General features: G+C 71.7%; 12 protein-coding genes. 5 read left to right on the top strand and 7 right to left on the bottom strand.

The annotated features are described in order from the left end of the window. Nucleotides 1–28: 28 nt before the first annotated feature. The 4 genes from iolD to iolC are packed head-to-tail and all read right to left on the bottom strand — an operon-like array spanning nucleotide 29 to nucleotide 4,978. Nucleotides 29–2,026: a 3D-(3,5/4)-trihydroxycyclohexane-1,2-dione acylhydrolase (decyclizing) gene (gene iolD / locus B9S58_RS09390; RefSeq protein WP_103531657.1), complete on the bottom strand. Its 1,998-nt coding sequence runs from the start codon at nucleotides 2,024–2,026 to the stop codon at nucleotides 29–31. After that, nucleotides 2,023–2,946: a 5-deoxy-glucuronate isomerase gene (gene iolB, locus B9S58_RS09385; protein ID WP_103531656.1), complete on the bottom strand. Its 924-nt coding sequence runs from the start codon at nucleotides 2,944–2,946 to the stop codon at nucleotides 2,023–2,025. The genes iolD and iolB overlap by 4 nt, the downstream gene beginning before the upstream one ends. After that, the gene (locus B9S58_RS09380) at nucleotides 2,943–3,854 is read right to left on the bottom strand and encodes a deoxyribose-phosphate aldolase (RefSeq protein WP_103531655.1); all 912 of its coding nucleotides are present in this window, start codon (nucleotides 3,852–3,854) and stop codon (nucleotides 2,943–2,945) included. Before B9S58_RS09380 ends, iolB begins: the two co-directional genes overlap by 4 nt. Then, nucleotides 3,851–4,978: a 5-dehydro-2-deoxygluconokinase gene (gene iolC, locus B9S58_RS09375; protein WP_103531654.1), complete on the bottom strand. Its 1,128-nt coding sequence runs from the start codon at nucleotides 4,976–4,978 to the stop codon at nucleotides 3,851–3,853. The genes B9S58_RS09380 and iolC overlap by 4 nt, the downstream gene beginning before the upstream one ends. Before the next feature lie 134 nt (nucleotides 4,979–5,112). Between iolC and B9S58_RS09370 the strand changes: the two genes are divergently transcribed. Continuing rightward, nucleotides 5,113–6,039, top strand: coding sequence for a sugar phosphate isomerase/epimerase (locus B9S58_RS09370; protein WP_103531653.1), 927 nt, complete (start codon nucleotides 5,113–5,115; stop codon nucleotides 6,037–6,039). A gap of 7 nt (nucleotides 6,040–6,046) precedes the next feature. Here B9S58_RS09370 and B9S58_RS09365 read toward each other — a convergent pair whose 3' ends face one another. Further along, nucleotides 6,047–6,571 carry a DinB family protein gene (locus tag B9S58_RS09365; protein WP_181009244.1) on the bottom strand — a complete coding sequence of 175 codons (525 nt, stop codon included), beginning with the start codon at nucleotides 6,569–6,571 and terminating at the stop codon, nucleotides 6,047–6,049. A gap of 258 nt (nucleotides 6,572–6,829) precedes the next feature. On the opposite strand from B9S58_RS09365, the gene B9S58_RS09360 reads away from it, so the two are divergent. After that, nucleotides 6,830–7,021, top strand: a complete 192-nt coding sequence (locus tag B9S58_RS09360; RefSeq protein WP_010064909.1) for an AlpA family transcriptional regulator — start codon at nucleotides 6,830–6,832, stop codon at nucleotides 7,019–7,021. A 52-nt stretch (nucleotides 7,022–7,073) separates the two neighbouring features. On the opposite strand, the gene B9S58_RS09355 is transcribed toward B9S58_RS09360, so the two are convergent. Both B9S58_RS09355 and B9S58_RS09350 read right to left on the bottom strand, forming a co-directional pair. Further along, the gene (locus B9S58_RS09355) at nucleotides 7,074–7,826 is read right to left on the bottom strand and encodes a class I SAM-dependent methyltransferase (protein ID WP_103531652.1); all 753 of its coding nucleotides are present in this window, start codon (nucleotides 7,824–7,826) and stop codon (nucleotides 7,074–7,076) included. Nucleotides 7,827–8,132: 306 nt separating this feature from the next. Then, the gene (locus B9S58_RS09350; RefSeq protein WP_103531651.1) at nucleotides 8,133–10,436 is read right to left on the bottom strand and encodes an MMPL family transporter; all 2,304 of its coding nucleotides are present in this window, start codon (nucleotides 10,434–10,436) and stop codon (nucleotides 8,133–8,135) included. A 158-nt stretch (nucleotides 10,437–10,594) separates the two neighbouring features. On the opposite strand from B9S58_RS09350, the gene B9S58_RS09345 reads away from it, so the two are divergent. From B9S58_RS09345 to B9S58_RS09335, 3 genes are all read left to right on the top strand, one after another. Continuing rightward, nucleotides 10,595–11,317 (top strand): TetR/AcrR family transcriptional regulator, encoded by a 723-nt coding sequence (locus B9S58_RS09345; RefSeq protein ID WP_103531672.1) that lies wholly within the window; start codon nucleotides 10,595–10,597, stop codon nucleotides 11,315–11,317. A 156-nt stretch (nucleotides 11,318–11,473) separates the two neighbouring features. Next, on the top strand, nucleotides 11,474–11,791 hold the full coding sequence (locus B9S58_RS09340; RefSeq protein ID WP_103531650.1) for a heavy-metal-associated domain-containing protein: 318 nt from the start codon (nucleotides 11,474–11,476) through the stop codon (nucleotides 11,789–11,791). Nucleotides 11,792–11,895: 104 nt separating this feature from the next. Continuing rightward, the coding region (locus B9S58_RS09335; protein WP_103531649.1) for a cation-translocating P-type ATPase at nucleotides 11,896–13,724 on the top strand (1,829 nt) is incomplete at its 3' end.

The following is a 13,724-nucleotide window of genomic DNA, read 5'->3' as shown; positions in this document are numbered from 1 at the left end:
GCAGGTTCAAGCGGGGTCAGGCAGGGCTTCACAGGTGGCAGCGTCGGGCGGCGGCCTGCCGGTCGTACTCCTCCCGGGCCTTGACCGCCGCCGGTCGGCTCGCGGTTTCGGCTACCGGAACATCCCACCACGCCTGTGCCGGAGGGGGGCCCGACACTGTGTCGGGCGTTTCGGTCTCGACGTAGACACAAGTGGCACCGTCGGCTTCGCGGGCCTCGGAGAGGGCTTTGCGCAGGTCGTCGACGGTGGTGGCGCGCAGGACCCGCATGCCGAGGGAGGCCGCGTTGGCTGCCAGGTCGACGGGGAGTGGCGGGCCGGTGAAGCCGCCGTCGGCGGCCCGGTGGCGGTAGGCCGTGCCGAAGCGTTCGGCGCCGACCGCTTCGGAGAGGCCGCCGATGGAGGCGTACCCGTGGTTCTGGAGGATCACCAGTTTCAGCGGCAGGTTCTCCTGGACTGCGGTGACGATCTCGGTGGGGTTCATCAGATACGTGCCGTCGCCGACGAGCGCCCAGACGGGGCGGCCCGGCTCGTCCGGGCGGTGGGGCCCGCGGGCTTCGGCCGCCAGCAGGACGCCGATCGCGGCCGGGATCTCGTAGCCCATGCAGGAGTAGCCGTACTCGACGTGGTACTGGTCGCGGGAGCGGGTGCGCCAGAGCTTGTGCAGGTCTCCGGGGAGGGAGCCGGCGGCGTTGATGAGGATGTCGTCCTCGGTGACCAGGGCGTCCAGGAGGCCGAGGACCTGGGTCTGGGTGGGGCGCGCGGTGGGGTCGGGGGTGGCGAAGGACGCCTCGACCCGTTCCTCCCATGCCTCTTTCGCGCCGGTGTACTCCGTCTCGTACGCCGGGTCGACCCGGTAGCCGCGTCCGGCGAGCGCCGCCGTCAGCGCCTCCAGTCCCGCGCGGGCGTCGGCGACCAGCGGGAGGGCGGCCAGCTTGTGGGCGTCGAAGCCGGTGATGTTGAGGTGGAGGAAGCGGACCTCCGGACCGGCGAAGAGCGTGCCGGAGGCGGTGGTGAAGTCGGAGAAGCGGGTGCCGATGCCGATCACCAGGTCGGCGGCGCGGGCCAGCTCGTCGGCGGTGGCGGTGCCGGTGTGGCCGATGCCGCCGACGTCGGCCGGGTGGTCGTGGCGAAGCGCACCCTTGCCCGCCTGGGTGGAGGCGACCGGGATGCGGGTCGCGGCGGTGAACGCGGCGAGCGTCTCCTCGGCGGCGCTGTGCCGGACCCCGCCGCCCGCGACGATCAGCGGGCGGCGGGCTGAGCGCACCGCCCGTACCGCCGCTTCCAGTTCGAACGCGTCGGGGGCGGGCCTGCGGACGTGCCAGTCGCGCTCGGCGAAGAACTCCTCCGGCCAGTCGTACGCCTCCGCCTGGACGTCCTGCGGCAGCGCGAGCGTGACGGCCCCGGTCTCGGCGGGGTCGGCGAGGACCCGCATCGCCTGGAGGGCCGCCGGGATCAGCGCCTCCGGCCGGGTGATCCGGTCGAAGTAGCGGGAGACGGGGCGCAGGCAGTCGTTGACCGAGACATCGCCCGCGTACGGCACTTCGAGCTGTTGCAGTACGGGGTCGGCGGGCCGGGTCGCGAAGGTGTCGCCGGGCAGGAGGAGGACGGGCAGGCGGTTGATCGTGGCGAGCGCGGCCCCGGTGACGAGATTGGTGGCCCCCGGGCCGATGGACGTGGTCACCGCGTGCGCCGAGAGCCGGCCGGACTGGCGGGCGTACCCGACGGCCGCGTGCACCATGGCCTGTTCGTTGCGGCCCTGGAGGTACGGCATGCGGTGCGCGATCCCGTTTCCGGCCCCGGTCTCGTGTCCGGTCCCGTTTCCGCCGCCGCCCGCCTCCACGAGTGCTTGGCCGATGCCCGCGACGTTGCCGTGGCCGAAGATGCCCCAGGTGGCGCTGATGAGCCGCTGCCGTCGGCCGTCGCGCTCGGTGTACTGCCGGGCCAGGAAGGCGACCAGGGCCTGAGCGGTGGTCAGGCGACGGGTGGGGGTGGGGTGCGTCGGGCTCGCGGGACTCGTCGGGCTCAAGGCGTTACCTCCGGGCCGGGCGACGGATGCGCCGTGTACAGCGGGAGTCTGGCGTCGATCGGCTCGTCCCGCCAGGTGTCGCGGATCCACCGGTGGTCGGGATGGTCGCGGATCAGCCAGGCGCGCTCCTCCCCCGGCCCGGCCATCACGTTCAGGTAGTACAGCGTCCGTCCGGGCGTGGCCATGGACGGGCCGTGCCAGCCGTCGGGGATGAGGACGACGTCACCGCCGCGTACTTCGGCGAGGACGTCCGTACCGCCGTCGCGCGACGGGGACACCCGGTGGTAGCCGAGCCCGCCGTCCGCCACCTCGAAGTAGTAGATCTCCTCCAGTTCGCACTCCTCGCCCGGCACGTGCTCGTCGTGCTTGTGGGGCGGGTACGAGGACCAGTTGCCGCCGGGGGTGAGGACCTCCACCGCGATCAGCCGGTCGCAGTCGAAGGTGCCGGCCGCGGCGAAGTTGTTCACCTGGCGCGAGCAGGTCCCGGAGCCGCGCAGCTCAACGGGTACCTCCGGCGCGGGGCCGTAGCGAGCGGGGAGTCGTCGCTCGCACTTCGCTCCTGCCAGGGCGAAGCGGCCTCCTGCGCCGGAGGCGATCTGTGCATGGGCGTCGCGCGGCACGTAGGCGAAGTCGGTGACCCCGCTGAACACGCTTTCCCGGCCCAGCAGTTCAAAGGTCTCACCTGCCGTATGCACCGTACAGGCACCGGCCAACGGCAGGACGATCCATTCGCTACCGCCGGTGACAAGCGTGTGAACACCGCCCGGCTCCAGCTCCAGCACCCGCAGGGACGATCGGTCCCAGCCGGCCCGCTCGGGATCGATGTCGACGGCGTACACCCCACGTGCGGCGCTGCCGGCCGGCAGGTGGTGCTGATCCCGTTCCTGGTGCTGCCCCCGGTGGGGGTGATGCGTCGTCATGCCCCTTCCCTACCCGTCCGGAGCAGCGATACGGCGGTGTCGACGGCACACGTCACGTCCCCGTCGACCGGGTAGAGCAGCGAGCGTCCCACGACCAGCCCCCGCACGGTGGGCAGCCGCAGCGCGTCGCGCCATTTCCCGTACGCGGCGTCCTGGTCGTCGCCGACCTCGCCGCCGAGCAGAACGGCGGGCAGCGTGGAGGCCTCCATCACCCGGCCCATGGCATCGGGGGCGTCGGTGACGGGGACCTTCAGCCAGGTATACGCGGACGTCCCGGCGAGGCCCGACGCGATGGCGATGGAGGTCGCCACGGCGGTGGCGCCGAGATCGTTGCGGAGGCGGCCTTCGACGCGGCGGCAGAGGAACGGCTCGATGAAGACGGGCAGCCGGTGCGCCGCCATCGCGTCGACGGTACGGGCGGCGGTGTGCAGGGTGTCCAGCGAACCCGGGTCGTCGTGGTCGATGCGGAGCAGCAGCTTCCCCGCGTCGAACCCGTGCCGGACCAGGTCCTCGGGGCGGTGGCCGGTAAACCGGTCGTCGAGCTCGAACGCGGCCCCGGCCAGCCCGCCGCGGTTCATCGAGCCCATCACGATCTTGTCCTCCAGGGCTCCGAGCAGGAGGAGATCGTCCAGGACGTCGGCGGAGGCGAGCACGCCGTCGACCCCGGGGCGGGAGAGCGCGAGGCGGAGCCGCTCCAACAGCTCGAAGCGGTTGGCCATGGCGAGGGACCGGTCCCCCACGGCGAGCGCGCCGCGCGCGGGATGGTCGGCCGCGATGATCATCAACCGGTCGCCGGGGTGACGGATCAGCCGTCGCCGCTTCCGTCGCGCGGCGGCCTCGGCGACGGCTTCGGGGCGCTCGGCTCTCAGCCGCACGAGTTCGGAGAGGGAGGACGCGAGAGGCGTCATGAGCCCGCTCCGGCCGAGGGGTCGGCCGAAGCACCGGGGGCGTCCACCGCACCGGGGGCGGCCGAAGCGCCGGAGTCGGCCACCGCACCGGGGTTCGCCTGGTCTCCGAAGTCCGCCGTGACGGCTCCGGCCGCGAGGGCTCCCTCGACCTCGTCCGGGAACGGCATCGCGGACGAGCAGGCGAGCCGGGAGGCGACGATCGCGCCGGCCGCGTTCGCGTACCGCACCAGGCGTTCGAGGGGCCAGCCGGCGAGCAGCCCGTGACAGAGCGCGCCCCCGAACGCGTCGCCCGCGCCGAGGCCGTTGACCACGTCCACCGGCAGCGGCGGGCAGTCGGCGGTGGTGCCGTCGCGGTGGACGGCGAGCACACCCTTCGGCCCCTGCTTGACGACGGCGAGCTCCACCCCGGCCGCGAGCAGGGCGCGGGCCGCGGCGTACGGTTCGCGTTCGCCGGTCGCGATCGCGCACTCGTCGATGTTGCCGACGGCCACCGTGGCATGGGCCAGCGCCTCGCGGTACCGCGTGGGCGCCTCGGTGCTGTCGTCGCCCCCGTCCCAGAACATGGGCCGCCAGTCGAGGTCGAAGACGGTCGCCGTACGCCCGCCTGCGGGGCCGGTGGCGCGCTCCGTCGCAGCCGCCGGGCCGGTGCCGCGCGCCTCAAGTGCGGCCAGTGTGGCTGAACGGCTCGGCTCGGCGCTGAGTCCGGTACCCGTCATCCAGAAGATCCTGGCGTCGCGCACCGCGTCCAGGTCGAGTTCCGGCGTGTGGATCTCCAGGTCGGGGGCCTTTGGCTGCCGGTAGAAGTAGAGCGGGAAGTCGTCCGGCGGGAAGATCTCGCAGAAGGTGACCGGGGTCGGATACCGCGCCACGGCCGTCGCCCAGCGGGCGTCCACGCCGAACCGTTCCAGTTCCTCGTGGAGATACGTTCCGAAGGCGTCCTGTCCGGTCCGGGTGATCACGGCCGTCCGCCGCCCCAGCCGGGCCGCCGCCACCGCGACGTTCGTCGGGGAACCGCCGAGGAACTTGCCGAACGTCTCGACCCTGGCGAGCGGCACCCCGACCACCAGCGGATAGAGGTCCACCCCGATCCGCCCCATGGTGATCACGTCGTACGGCTCAGGCATACGCATCCCTTCGACCTCACCGGTGACCGGCTGGTCCCAGGTCTAGCCCCCTCCCGGGAACCCTGTCAACATTTTGTCCGGACATTCGGACGAACTCTTGACACCCTTCCGCAGCGGCCAGGAGGCTGGGCGTTATGACCCCCTCCGTCCGCTCCTCGGCCCGCATCCGTATCGGCTCGGCCCCCGACTCCTGGGGCGTGTGGTTCCCCGACGACCCACGGCAGGTGCCCTGGCAACGCTTCCTCGACGAAGTGGCCGAGGCCGGGTACGCGTGGATCGAGCTCGGTCCGTACGGCTATCTGCCCACCGACCCGGCCCGGCTGGCCGACGAGACCCGCAGCCGGGGGCTGACCGTCTCCGCCGGGACCGTTTTCACCGGATTGCACCACGGCCCGGACGTCTGGGACCGGACCTGGGCGCATGTCGCGGACATCGCCGGACTGACCAGGGCCATGGGCGCCGAACACCTGGTCGTCATCCCCTCGTTCTGGCGCGACGACAAGACGGGCGAGGTGCTTGAGGACCGCACGCTCACCCCCACGCAGTGGCGGGACCTGACCGCGCAGACGAAGCGGCTGGGCCGGGAGGTCCGGGAGCGGTTCGGGCTGCGGATCGTCGTCCACCCGCATGCCGACACCCACATCGACACCGAGGAGAACGTCAACCGCTTCCTCGACGCCACCGATTCGGACCTGGTGTCGCTCTGCCTGGACACCGGGCACTACGCCTACTGCGGCGGCGACAGCGTCAAGCTCATCGAGACGTACGGGGAGCGCATCGGCTACCTCCACCTCAAGCAGGTCGATCCGGAGATCCTGGCAGCCGTGGTGGCGGACGAGGTCCCGTTCGGCCCTGCGGTGGCCCGGGGCGTGATGTGCGAGCCACCCGGCGGGGTCCCCGCCCTGGAACCGGTCCTGGACGCGGCCCGCGCCCTGGACGTCGACCTGTTCGCGATCGTGGAGCAGGACATGTACCCGTGTCCGCCGGACAAGCCTTTCCCCATCGCGCGCCGCACCCGGGAGTTCCTCCGCTCCTGCGGAACGTCCGGCACCACGGCCTGAGCCCGGGTCAGACTCCCGTGCGTCCGTCGACGCGTTCGCGGATCAGGTCGGCGTGGCCGCAGTGCCGGGCGTACTCGCCGATCATGTGGGTGTAGATCCAGCGCAGCGTGACCTGCCCGCCCATGAACGGGCTGGTGTCGTCGAGCGCCCGTGCCGCGCAGTTCTGCCGGGCCCGGGCCACCTCGGCCTCCCACTGCGCGAACGCCTGCTCGTAGGTGGAGTCCTCGGCGAGGTCCCAGCCGCCGTCGCGGCCCTCGGCGCCGTCCCCGCCGCCGGCCGGAGGGGAGAAGAGCGGTGGGGCGTCCTCCTGCGCGAGCACCCGGCGGAACCAGTTCCGCTCGACCTCCGCCAGGTGCTGGAGCAGTCCGAGCAGCGTGATCGGCGAGGGCGCCGCGGACGCCTCGCGCAGGCCGTTCTCAGGCAGGTCCGCACACTTCTGGGCGAGGGTCGCGCGGTAGAAATCGAGCCAGCTCTCCAGGGAGGTGCGTTCGTCGGCGACCAGAGGGGGCATCGGGCGTTCGGAATTGCTCATGCCCTTCATCGTGGCACCGGGGTCTGACATCGGCCGCCCTCCGCAACGCCGACCGCGGTTCATCCCGTCTGCCACAGCAGTAACCATTTCGGCACACATATCTCCATTACACGGGTTTTCTGTCACAGCCGGTCAACAGCCCCACCCCGCCTGCCCCGCGAGGTCGTTCAACCGAGCACAGGCTGAGTGATCGTCAGCCTGCGCCGCGGAGCGCAGCAGAGCAGAGAAGTACAGAGAAGTGCCGAGAGGGTGTCACTGATGACGGACAGAACGCTCTGGTCCTACAAGGACATTGCCGCGCATATCCAGGTCCAGCCGGACACCGTCCGCTCCTATCGCAAGCACGGGCTGCTGCCCCCGCCCGACCAGGTGAAGAACGGGAAGCCGTATTGGTACGGCGACACCGTCCGCGCCTGGGTGGCCTCCCGCCCCCGCAACCGGGGCCGCTGACGCGCCCCCTGTCCGACTTCGCCGGGCCGCGCCGCGCACAGCCCGGACCCGTCTACCTCTGGGCGTCCGCGCGAAAGAGGGCCGTCCAGAGGAACGGCTCCCCGAAGAGCGGGGATTGGGGACCCTCGTCGTTCATACGGCGCAGCTCGACCTCCGCCAGACGGGAGAAGATCCGGCGCAGCGCCTCGGGCGAGTAGGCGAGTCCGCCCTGGAGGCCGCCCGACCGGTAGAGCTCGGCGTCCGGCAGTTCCGACCCCATCCCGCCATCCCCGGCGGCGAAGCAGGTGAGCGCGAAGTGTCCGCCGGGCGCGAGGCAGCGCTCCAGGAGGGCGAGATAGCTGATACGCCGATGGGGCGGCAGATGGTGGAAACAGCCGGAGTCGTAGATCAGGTCGTAGGGCCCGGCCAGGGCGGCCCTCGCCGCCGTCAGCGCGAACGCGTCACCGCGGTGGAACCGGAGGTCGCGGGCCCCCGCCCCGTCCGCCCGCTCCCGGGCCCAGGCGATCGCCTCCGGGGAGAGGTCGACCGCGTCGACGTCGAAGCCGAGCGAGGCCAGGTACAGCGCGTTACGGCCTGGTCCGCAGCCTAGGTCGAGCGCCCTGCCCCGGGTGATCAGACCCTGACGGAGATACGCGTCGAGGTTCTCGTCGGGCTTGTCCACGAAGAACGGCACCGCCTTCGAACGGTCCACGTAGAAGTCGTCCCACCAGGACGCCCCGTCGGCCGTCCACCGGTCCGCCCCCGGGGCGAACAGTCCATCCATCAGTGCCAGCACGTCGTCCGTCGTGTGTATGTTCCGGTCCATCCGGGCCCCCTTTTCCGATGGGGTAATTCTAGGCAATCGGAGCACGAAGGCCCAGGTCAGAGGACTTTCTCTCATCTCACCGGTGGGCCTCGGGAGACCTCCGGTCCGGGCGGTGGCCCGGCACCCCCGCCCTCCACCCGTTGGATGCCGCACGGGCCGCAGGGGCCCGCCCCGGGGGCATTCCCAGCCTCCCCGAGAGCTGTTTCCGAACGGCTTTCGGAGCGCCTCTTCCGAACAGATTCCCAGCCCCGGGCCCCAGCACCGGACCCCAGCCCCGGACCCCGGCACGGAGTCCATGCGCGGGCCTCAGCGGCCCACCGGTTCGGCAATCTCCACGCCCGCCCCGGATATGCCCTCGGCCTCTGCTGAGGGCTCCGCGTCCCCGGGGGCGCCCCGGTCGCCCGGAGCTTCCGGAGCGGTGGAACCGGCCGGGGCCGGATCCCCTTCGCTGAGGCCGAACCTCTGGTGGAAGGCGCGCAGCGGCCCGGGGGCCCACCAAGTGGCGTGGCCCGTCAGCTTCATCACTGCGGGGACCAGCAGGCTGCGGACCACCATGGCGTCCATCAGGACGGCGAGGGCGATCCCGAGCCCCAGCATCTTGGTGTTGGTGACCCGCGAGGTGCCTATGGCGACCATCACGACCGCGAGGATCACGGCGGCCGCGGTGATCAGACCGCCGGTGCGGGACAGGCCGAAGGTGACCGAGCGTTCGTGGTCGCCCGTCCGGTCGTACTCCTCCTTGATGCGGGAGAGCAGGAAGACCCCGTAGTCCATGGAGAGACCGAAGGCCACACAGAACATCAGGACGGGCAGGGTCGTCTCGATGTCGCCCGTACTGGTGAAGGCGAGGATCCCGGAGAGGTGCCCGTCCTGGAAGACCCAGACCACCGCACCGAACATCGCGGTCAGGCTGAGGGCGTTGAGCACGACCGCCTGGAGCGGGATGAGCACGCTGCCGGTGAGCAGGAAGACCAGGAGCAGGGTCACCACGACGATGATGCCGATCGCCCAGGGCAGCCGGTCCGCGATGGCGTCCTTGGAGTCGACGAGGACGGCCGCCGTGCCCGTCACCGAGGTGTCGAAGGAGTCGGCGGGCATCGCGCGCAGATCCCGTACGAGCTGTTGGGCCCCCTCCCCGACCGCTTCGCCGTCCGGCAGGACGCTGAAGTACGCGGCCGAGTCCGCCGCGACCGGGCCGTCGACGCCCAGCACTCCCGGGACCTTCTCGATCCGGTCCTTGAGGGCTGCGTACGCGGCGGGTGTCCCCTCCCCCTCGACCAGCATCTCCAGGCCGCCCCCCGGGCTGCCGGGGAAGCCCTCACGGATGTGCTCCTGAACCACCCGGGACTCGGCTCCGGCGGGGAGCTGTCGGTCATCCGCCGTACCGAACTTGACGCCGAGGAAGGGCAGTCCCAGGAGGACGAGCCCCACCGCGGTGACGATGGCGAAGACCGGCGCCCTGCGCATCACCAGCTCGGCGAACCGCGCCCATCCCCCGCCGGTCGGCGAGACGGGGGCCTCCGTGGCCCCCGTCCCCCTTCTGCGGCGCAGCAGCCGGCGCAGGTCCAGCGCGTTGATCCGGTGGCCGAGCAGCACGAGTGCCGCGGGCAGCAGGATCAGTGCGGCAGCGGCGGCCAGGAGGACCACGGCGATCCCGGCGTAGGCGAAGGACCTCAGGAAGTACTGCGGGAAGACGAGCATCGCCGACAGGGACACCGCCACGGTCAGCGCGGAGAACAGCACCGTACGCCCGGCGGTCCGCAGCGTCGTGCCCACCGCCGTCCGGGGATCCGCTCCGCCGGCCAGCTCCTCGCGGAAGCGGCGGACGATGAACAGGGCGTAGTCGATGGCGAGTCCGAGGCCGAGCGCCGTGGTGAGGTTCATGGCGAAGACCGAGACATCGGTGAACTCCGTCAGGCCGCGCAGCACGGCGTTGGTGCCGAGGATGGCGACGATGCCGACACCGAGCGGCAGCAGCGCGGCGACGGCGCTGCCGAAGACCATGACCAGCAGAACGAGCGTCACCGGCAGGGCGATCAGCTCGGCCCGCAGCAGGTCCTCCTGGATGATCGTCTGCATCTCGTGCTGCACGGCGACGGGCCCGCCGAGGGAGACCGTCACCGGACCCCGCTCCCCCGCGAAGGCGGGGGCTATCCGGTCGAGGGTCTCGCCCGCGGTCTTCTCGTCGCCCCCGATCCGGGCGGCGATGATCGCCTCGTGACCGTCCTCGGAGCGCAGGGCGGGCGATTCGGTTCCCCAGTAGGAGCCGATGCCCGAGATACCCGGCTCGGCCTCCAGCCGCTCGACGAGGCGGGCGGCTTCGGCGACCACCACGGGGGCGTCCACGGTCGCGGAGCCGCTGTCCACCAGAAGGAGGAAGTTGGGCTGGGAGGCGGGGAACTCCCGCGCCAGCACGTCGGTCGCATAGGTCGACTCGGCGTCGGGGGCCTCCCAGCCGCCGCTGCCCATCCGGTCCGCCACCCCACTCCCTGCGAACACGGCAAGCGCGGTGATCACCAGCGCGGCCAGCAGCGCGAGCCGTGGCCGGGCGGTGACGAACCGGGTCCAGCCGCCGGACGACGGCGGCACGGAACGGTTGACTTCGGACATGGTGCGGTGTCCCCTTCACCGAGACCCGGGCAGCACAAGGCAGCATGGGTCGGTCGTTGCCACTTACCCTGGCAAACACGAGTAGTCGCTCGCGTTTCACTAGAATGCGAGCGAGCACTCGCGTTTGTCAACCGCATCATGAGAGCCGGGGATTGACCGTGTCGGAGGCCAAAGCCACCAAGGGCGCCGCAGCGGACGGAGCGGACGGCGGATCCATCGCCGGCGCAGCCGGCGGAGCGCCGGGTTCCGCCCGCCCGCGCCGCCGCCAGGCGCGCGGCGAGGCCCGTATCGCCCAGCTGCTCCGGGCCGCCGCCAACGTCTTCTGCGCCAGCGGCTACACCGCGTCCAGCACCAACGCCATCGCCCGCGAGGCCGGGGTGTCACCGGGCACGCTCTACCAGTTCTTCCCGAACAAGGAGGCCATCGCCGTCGAGCTCGGCGACCAGCTGCTCAACCACTGGCGGGACACCTACGGCGCCGCCTTCTCCCAGAGCCATATCGAGCTGCCACTCGACCGCATGCTGGACGCCATCCTCGACCCGCTGATCGCCTTCAACTGCGAGAATCCGGCGTTCTCCGTCCTGATGCACGGCTCGGAGATCCCCGGCCGGATCACCGAGGAGCACGACACGCTGCACGCCACGATGCTGACGCGGGTCGAATCGGTGCTCGCCGGCTACCTCCCGGACACGCCCGCCGGGCAGGTCCACCGGATCGCCGACATGACCTTCATGCTCTTCAAGGCCGGACTGGACCTGATCATGGCCCACGAGGGCGAGGAGCGCGCGGCCTACATCCAGGAGCTGAAGACGATCATGTTCCGCTACCTGGATCCCCTGGTCGGCGACGATGCGCCGCACCGGGCCCACCGCGCGCCGTAGACCACTCCGCGCACCACCGCCCGGCACGCGGCACCACCGGAGCACATCCATACCCCCTAGGGGTATAGTATGGATGAGACGGGGCGCCACGGAGCCCTCTGCGGCCCCACGTACCCCGTCGTGCCGCCGAAACGTGTTCGCGAAGAGGAGAACGTCATGACCGCCGAGACCGAGACCCCCCAGTCCACCGGCTCCTGCTGCTCGCCCACCGGCTCCTGCCACGACGGTGCGGCCGACGTGCAGATCGAGCAGACCGACGCGGTCACCACCGTGTACCAGGTCAAGGGCATGACCTGCGGCCACTGCGAGGGCTCCGTGTCGGAGGAGATCTCCGGCATCGCGGGCGTGACCTCGGTCGCGGCCGTCGCCTCCACCGGCCTGGTCACCGTCACGTCCAAGGCCCCGCTGGCCGAGGACGCCGTCCGTGTCGCCGTGGACGAGGCCGGGTACGAGCTCATCGGCCCGGCCGCCTGAAGCCCGGCCCCCGGAGCAGCAGCACCCCGTTCACCGTCGGGCCGGCCCCACCAGCAGATACTGGTGGGGTACGGCCCGATCTGCGTTTCCCAGGAGTTCCGGACATGGCCAGCACAGCAGCAGCCGATTTCCCGGCCGCCGACGCCTCTGAAGCCGAGCTCATGATCGGCGGGATGACCTGCGCCTCGTGCGCGGCCCGCGTCGAGAAGAAGCTCAACCGGATGGACGGCGTCACCGCCACGGTGAACTACGCGACCGAGAAGGCCCGCGTCATCTTCGGGGACGGGCTGGAGCTGAGCGACCTCGTCGCCACGGTCGAGAAGACCGGCTACACGGCCCGCCCCGTCGCCCGGCCGGAACGGAAGGCATCAGCAGGACCCGATGCCGCCACTCCGCCTGCCACGCCGCCGCCTACCGCCCCGCCTCCTGCTGCCACACCCCCTGCCGCCGCCCCGGACACGTACGCGCAAGCCGACGCGGCCCGCCGTACGGACGGGGATTCCGGCCAGGACGGGGACCGGCGCCCGGCCCGGGACGCCGAAGCGGAACCGGAGGCGGAAGCCGAAGCGGGCGCGGAAGCAGACCCGGAAGCGGACACCTCCCCCGCCGCACTCCGGCAGCGTCTCGTCGTCTCCGCTGTGCTCGCCGTACCCGTCGTCCTGCTCGCCATGGTCCCGGCCCTCCAGTTCGACTCCTGGCAGTGGCTGAGCCTCACCCTCGCCGCGCCCGTCGTCGTCTGGGGCGGCCTGCCCTTCCACCGCGCCGCCTGGACCAACCTCCGGCACGGCGCGGCCACGATGGACACACTGGTCTCGCTCGGAACGCTCGCCGCGTTCGGCTGGTCGCTGTGGGCCCTGTTCCTCGGCGACGCGGGCATGCCCGGCATGCGCCACGGCTTCGACCTCACCGTCTCGCGCGCCGACGCCACCTCGACGATCTACCTGGAGGTGGCGGCCGGGGTCATCACGTTCATCCTGCTGGGCCGCTATCTGGAGGCCCGCGCGAAGCGGAAGTCCGGCGCGGCGCTGCGGGCGCTGATGCATCTGGGCGCCAAGGACGTCGCCGTCCTCAGGGCCGGCCGGGAGGTACGCGTCCCGGCGAGTGAGCTCGTCGTCGGCGATCGCTTCGTCGTCCGTCCCGGGGAGAAGATCGCCACGGACGGGACCGTGGTCGAGGGCGCCTCCGCCGTGGACGCCTCGATGCTCACCGGCGAGTCCGTCCCCGTCGAGGTCGGCGTCGGCGACACCGTCACCGGAGCCACCCTCAACGCCGGCGGCCGCCTCGTCGTCGAAGCCACCCGCGTCGGCACCGACACCCAACTCGCCCGCATGGCCCGCCTCGTCGAAGACGCCCAGAACGGAAAGGCCTCCGCACAACGCCTCGCCGACCGCATCAGCGCCGTCTTCGTCCCCATCGTCATCGCCCTCGCCCTCGCCACCCTCGGCTTCTGGCTCGGCAACGACGCCGGACTCACCGCAGCCTTCACCGCGGCCGTCGCCGTCCTCATCATCGCCTGCCCCTGCGCCCTCGGCCTCGCCACCCCCACCGCCCTCATGGTCGGCACCGGACGCGGCGCACAGCTCGGCATCCTCATCAAGGGCCCCGAAGTCCTCGAAACCACCCGCCGCGCCGACACCATCGTCCTCGACAAGACCGGCACCGTCACCACCGGCCGCATGACCCTCCAGACCACCCACACCACCCCCACCACCACCCCCACCGAAGTCCTCCGCCTCGCCGGAGCACTGGAGAACGCCTCCGAACACCCCATCGCCCAAGCCGTCGCCGCCGCCGCGACCGACATCACCGGCCCCCTCCCCACCCCCGAGGACTTCCAGAACATCCCCGGACTCGGCGTCCAGGGCACCGTCGAAGGCCACGCCGTCCTCGTCGGACGGGAACAACTCCTCGCCGACGCGGCGATCCCCCTCCC

The organism is Streptomyces sp. SM11 (assembly GCF_002910905.1).
Taxonomy (GTDB): Bacteria; Actinomycetota; Actinomycetes; order Streptomycetales; family Streptomycetaceae; genus Streptomyces.
Note: the sequence above shows the minus strand (reverse complement) of the source record. Positions and strands in the feature narration are given on the sequence as shown.

Bases quoted from the DNA above. Each gene is read 5' to 3' on its own strand.
- iolC (WP_103531654.1), bottom strand. From the start codon at position 4,978: ATGCCTGAGCCGTACGACGTGATCACCATGGGGCGGATCGGGGTGGAC.
- B9S58_RS09360 (WP_010064909.1), top strand. From the start codon at position 6,830: ATGACGGACAGAACGCTCTGGTCCTACAAGGACATTGCCGCGCATATC.
- B9S58_RS09355 (WP_103531652.1), bottom strand. From the start codon at position 7,826: ATGGACCGGAACATACACACGACGGACGACGTGCTGGCACTGATGGAT.
- B9S58_RS09365 (WP_181009244.1), bottom strand. From the start codon at position 6,571: ATGAGCAATTCCGAACGCCCGATGCCCCCTCTGGTCGCCGACGAACGC.
- B9S58_RS09340 (WP_103531650.1), top strand. From the start codon at position 11,474: ATGACCGCCGAGACCGAGACCCCCCAGTCCACCGGCTCCTGCTGCTCG.
- B9S58_RS09350 (WP_103531651.1), bottom strand. From the start codon at position 10,436: ATGTCCGAAGTCAACCGTTCCGTGCCGCCGTCGTCCGGCGGCTGGACC.
- B9S58_RS09370 (WP_103531653.1), top strand. From the start codon at position 5,113: ATGACCCCCTCCGTCCGCTCCTCGGCCCGCATCCGTATCGGCTCGGCC.
- B9S58_RS09380 (WP_103531655.1), bottom strand. From the start codon at position 3,854: ATGACGCCTCTCGCGTCCTCCCTCTCCGAACTCGTGCGGCTGAGAGCC.
- iolB (WP_103531656.1), bottom strand. From the start codon at position 2,946: ATGACGACGCATCACCCCCACCGGGGGCAGCACCAGGAACGGGATCAG.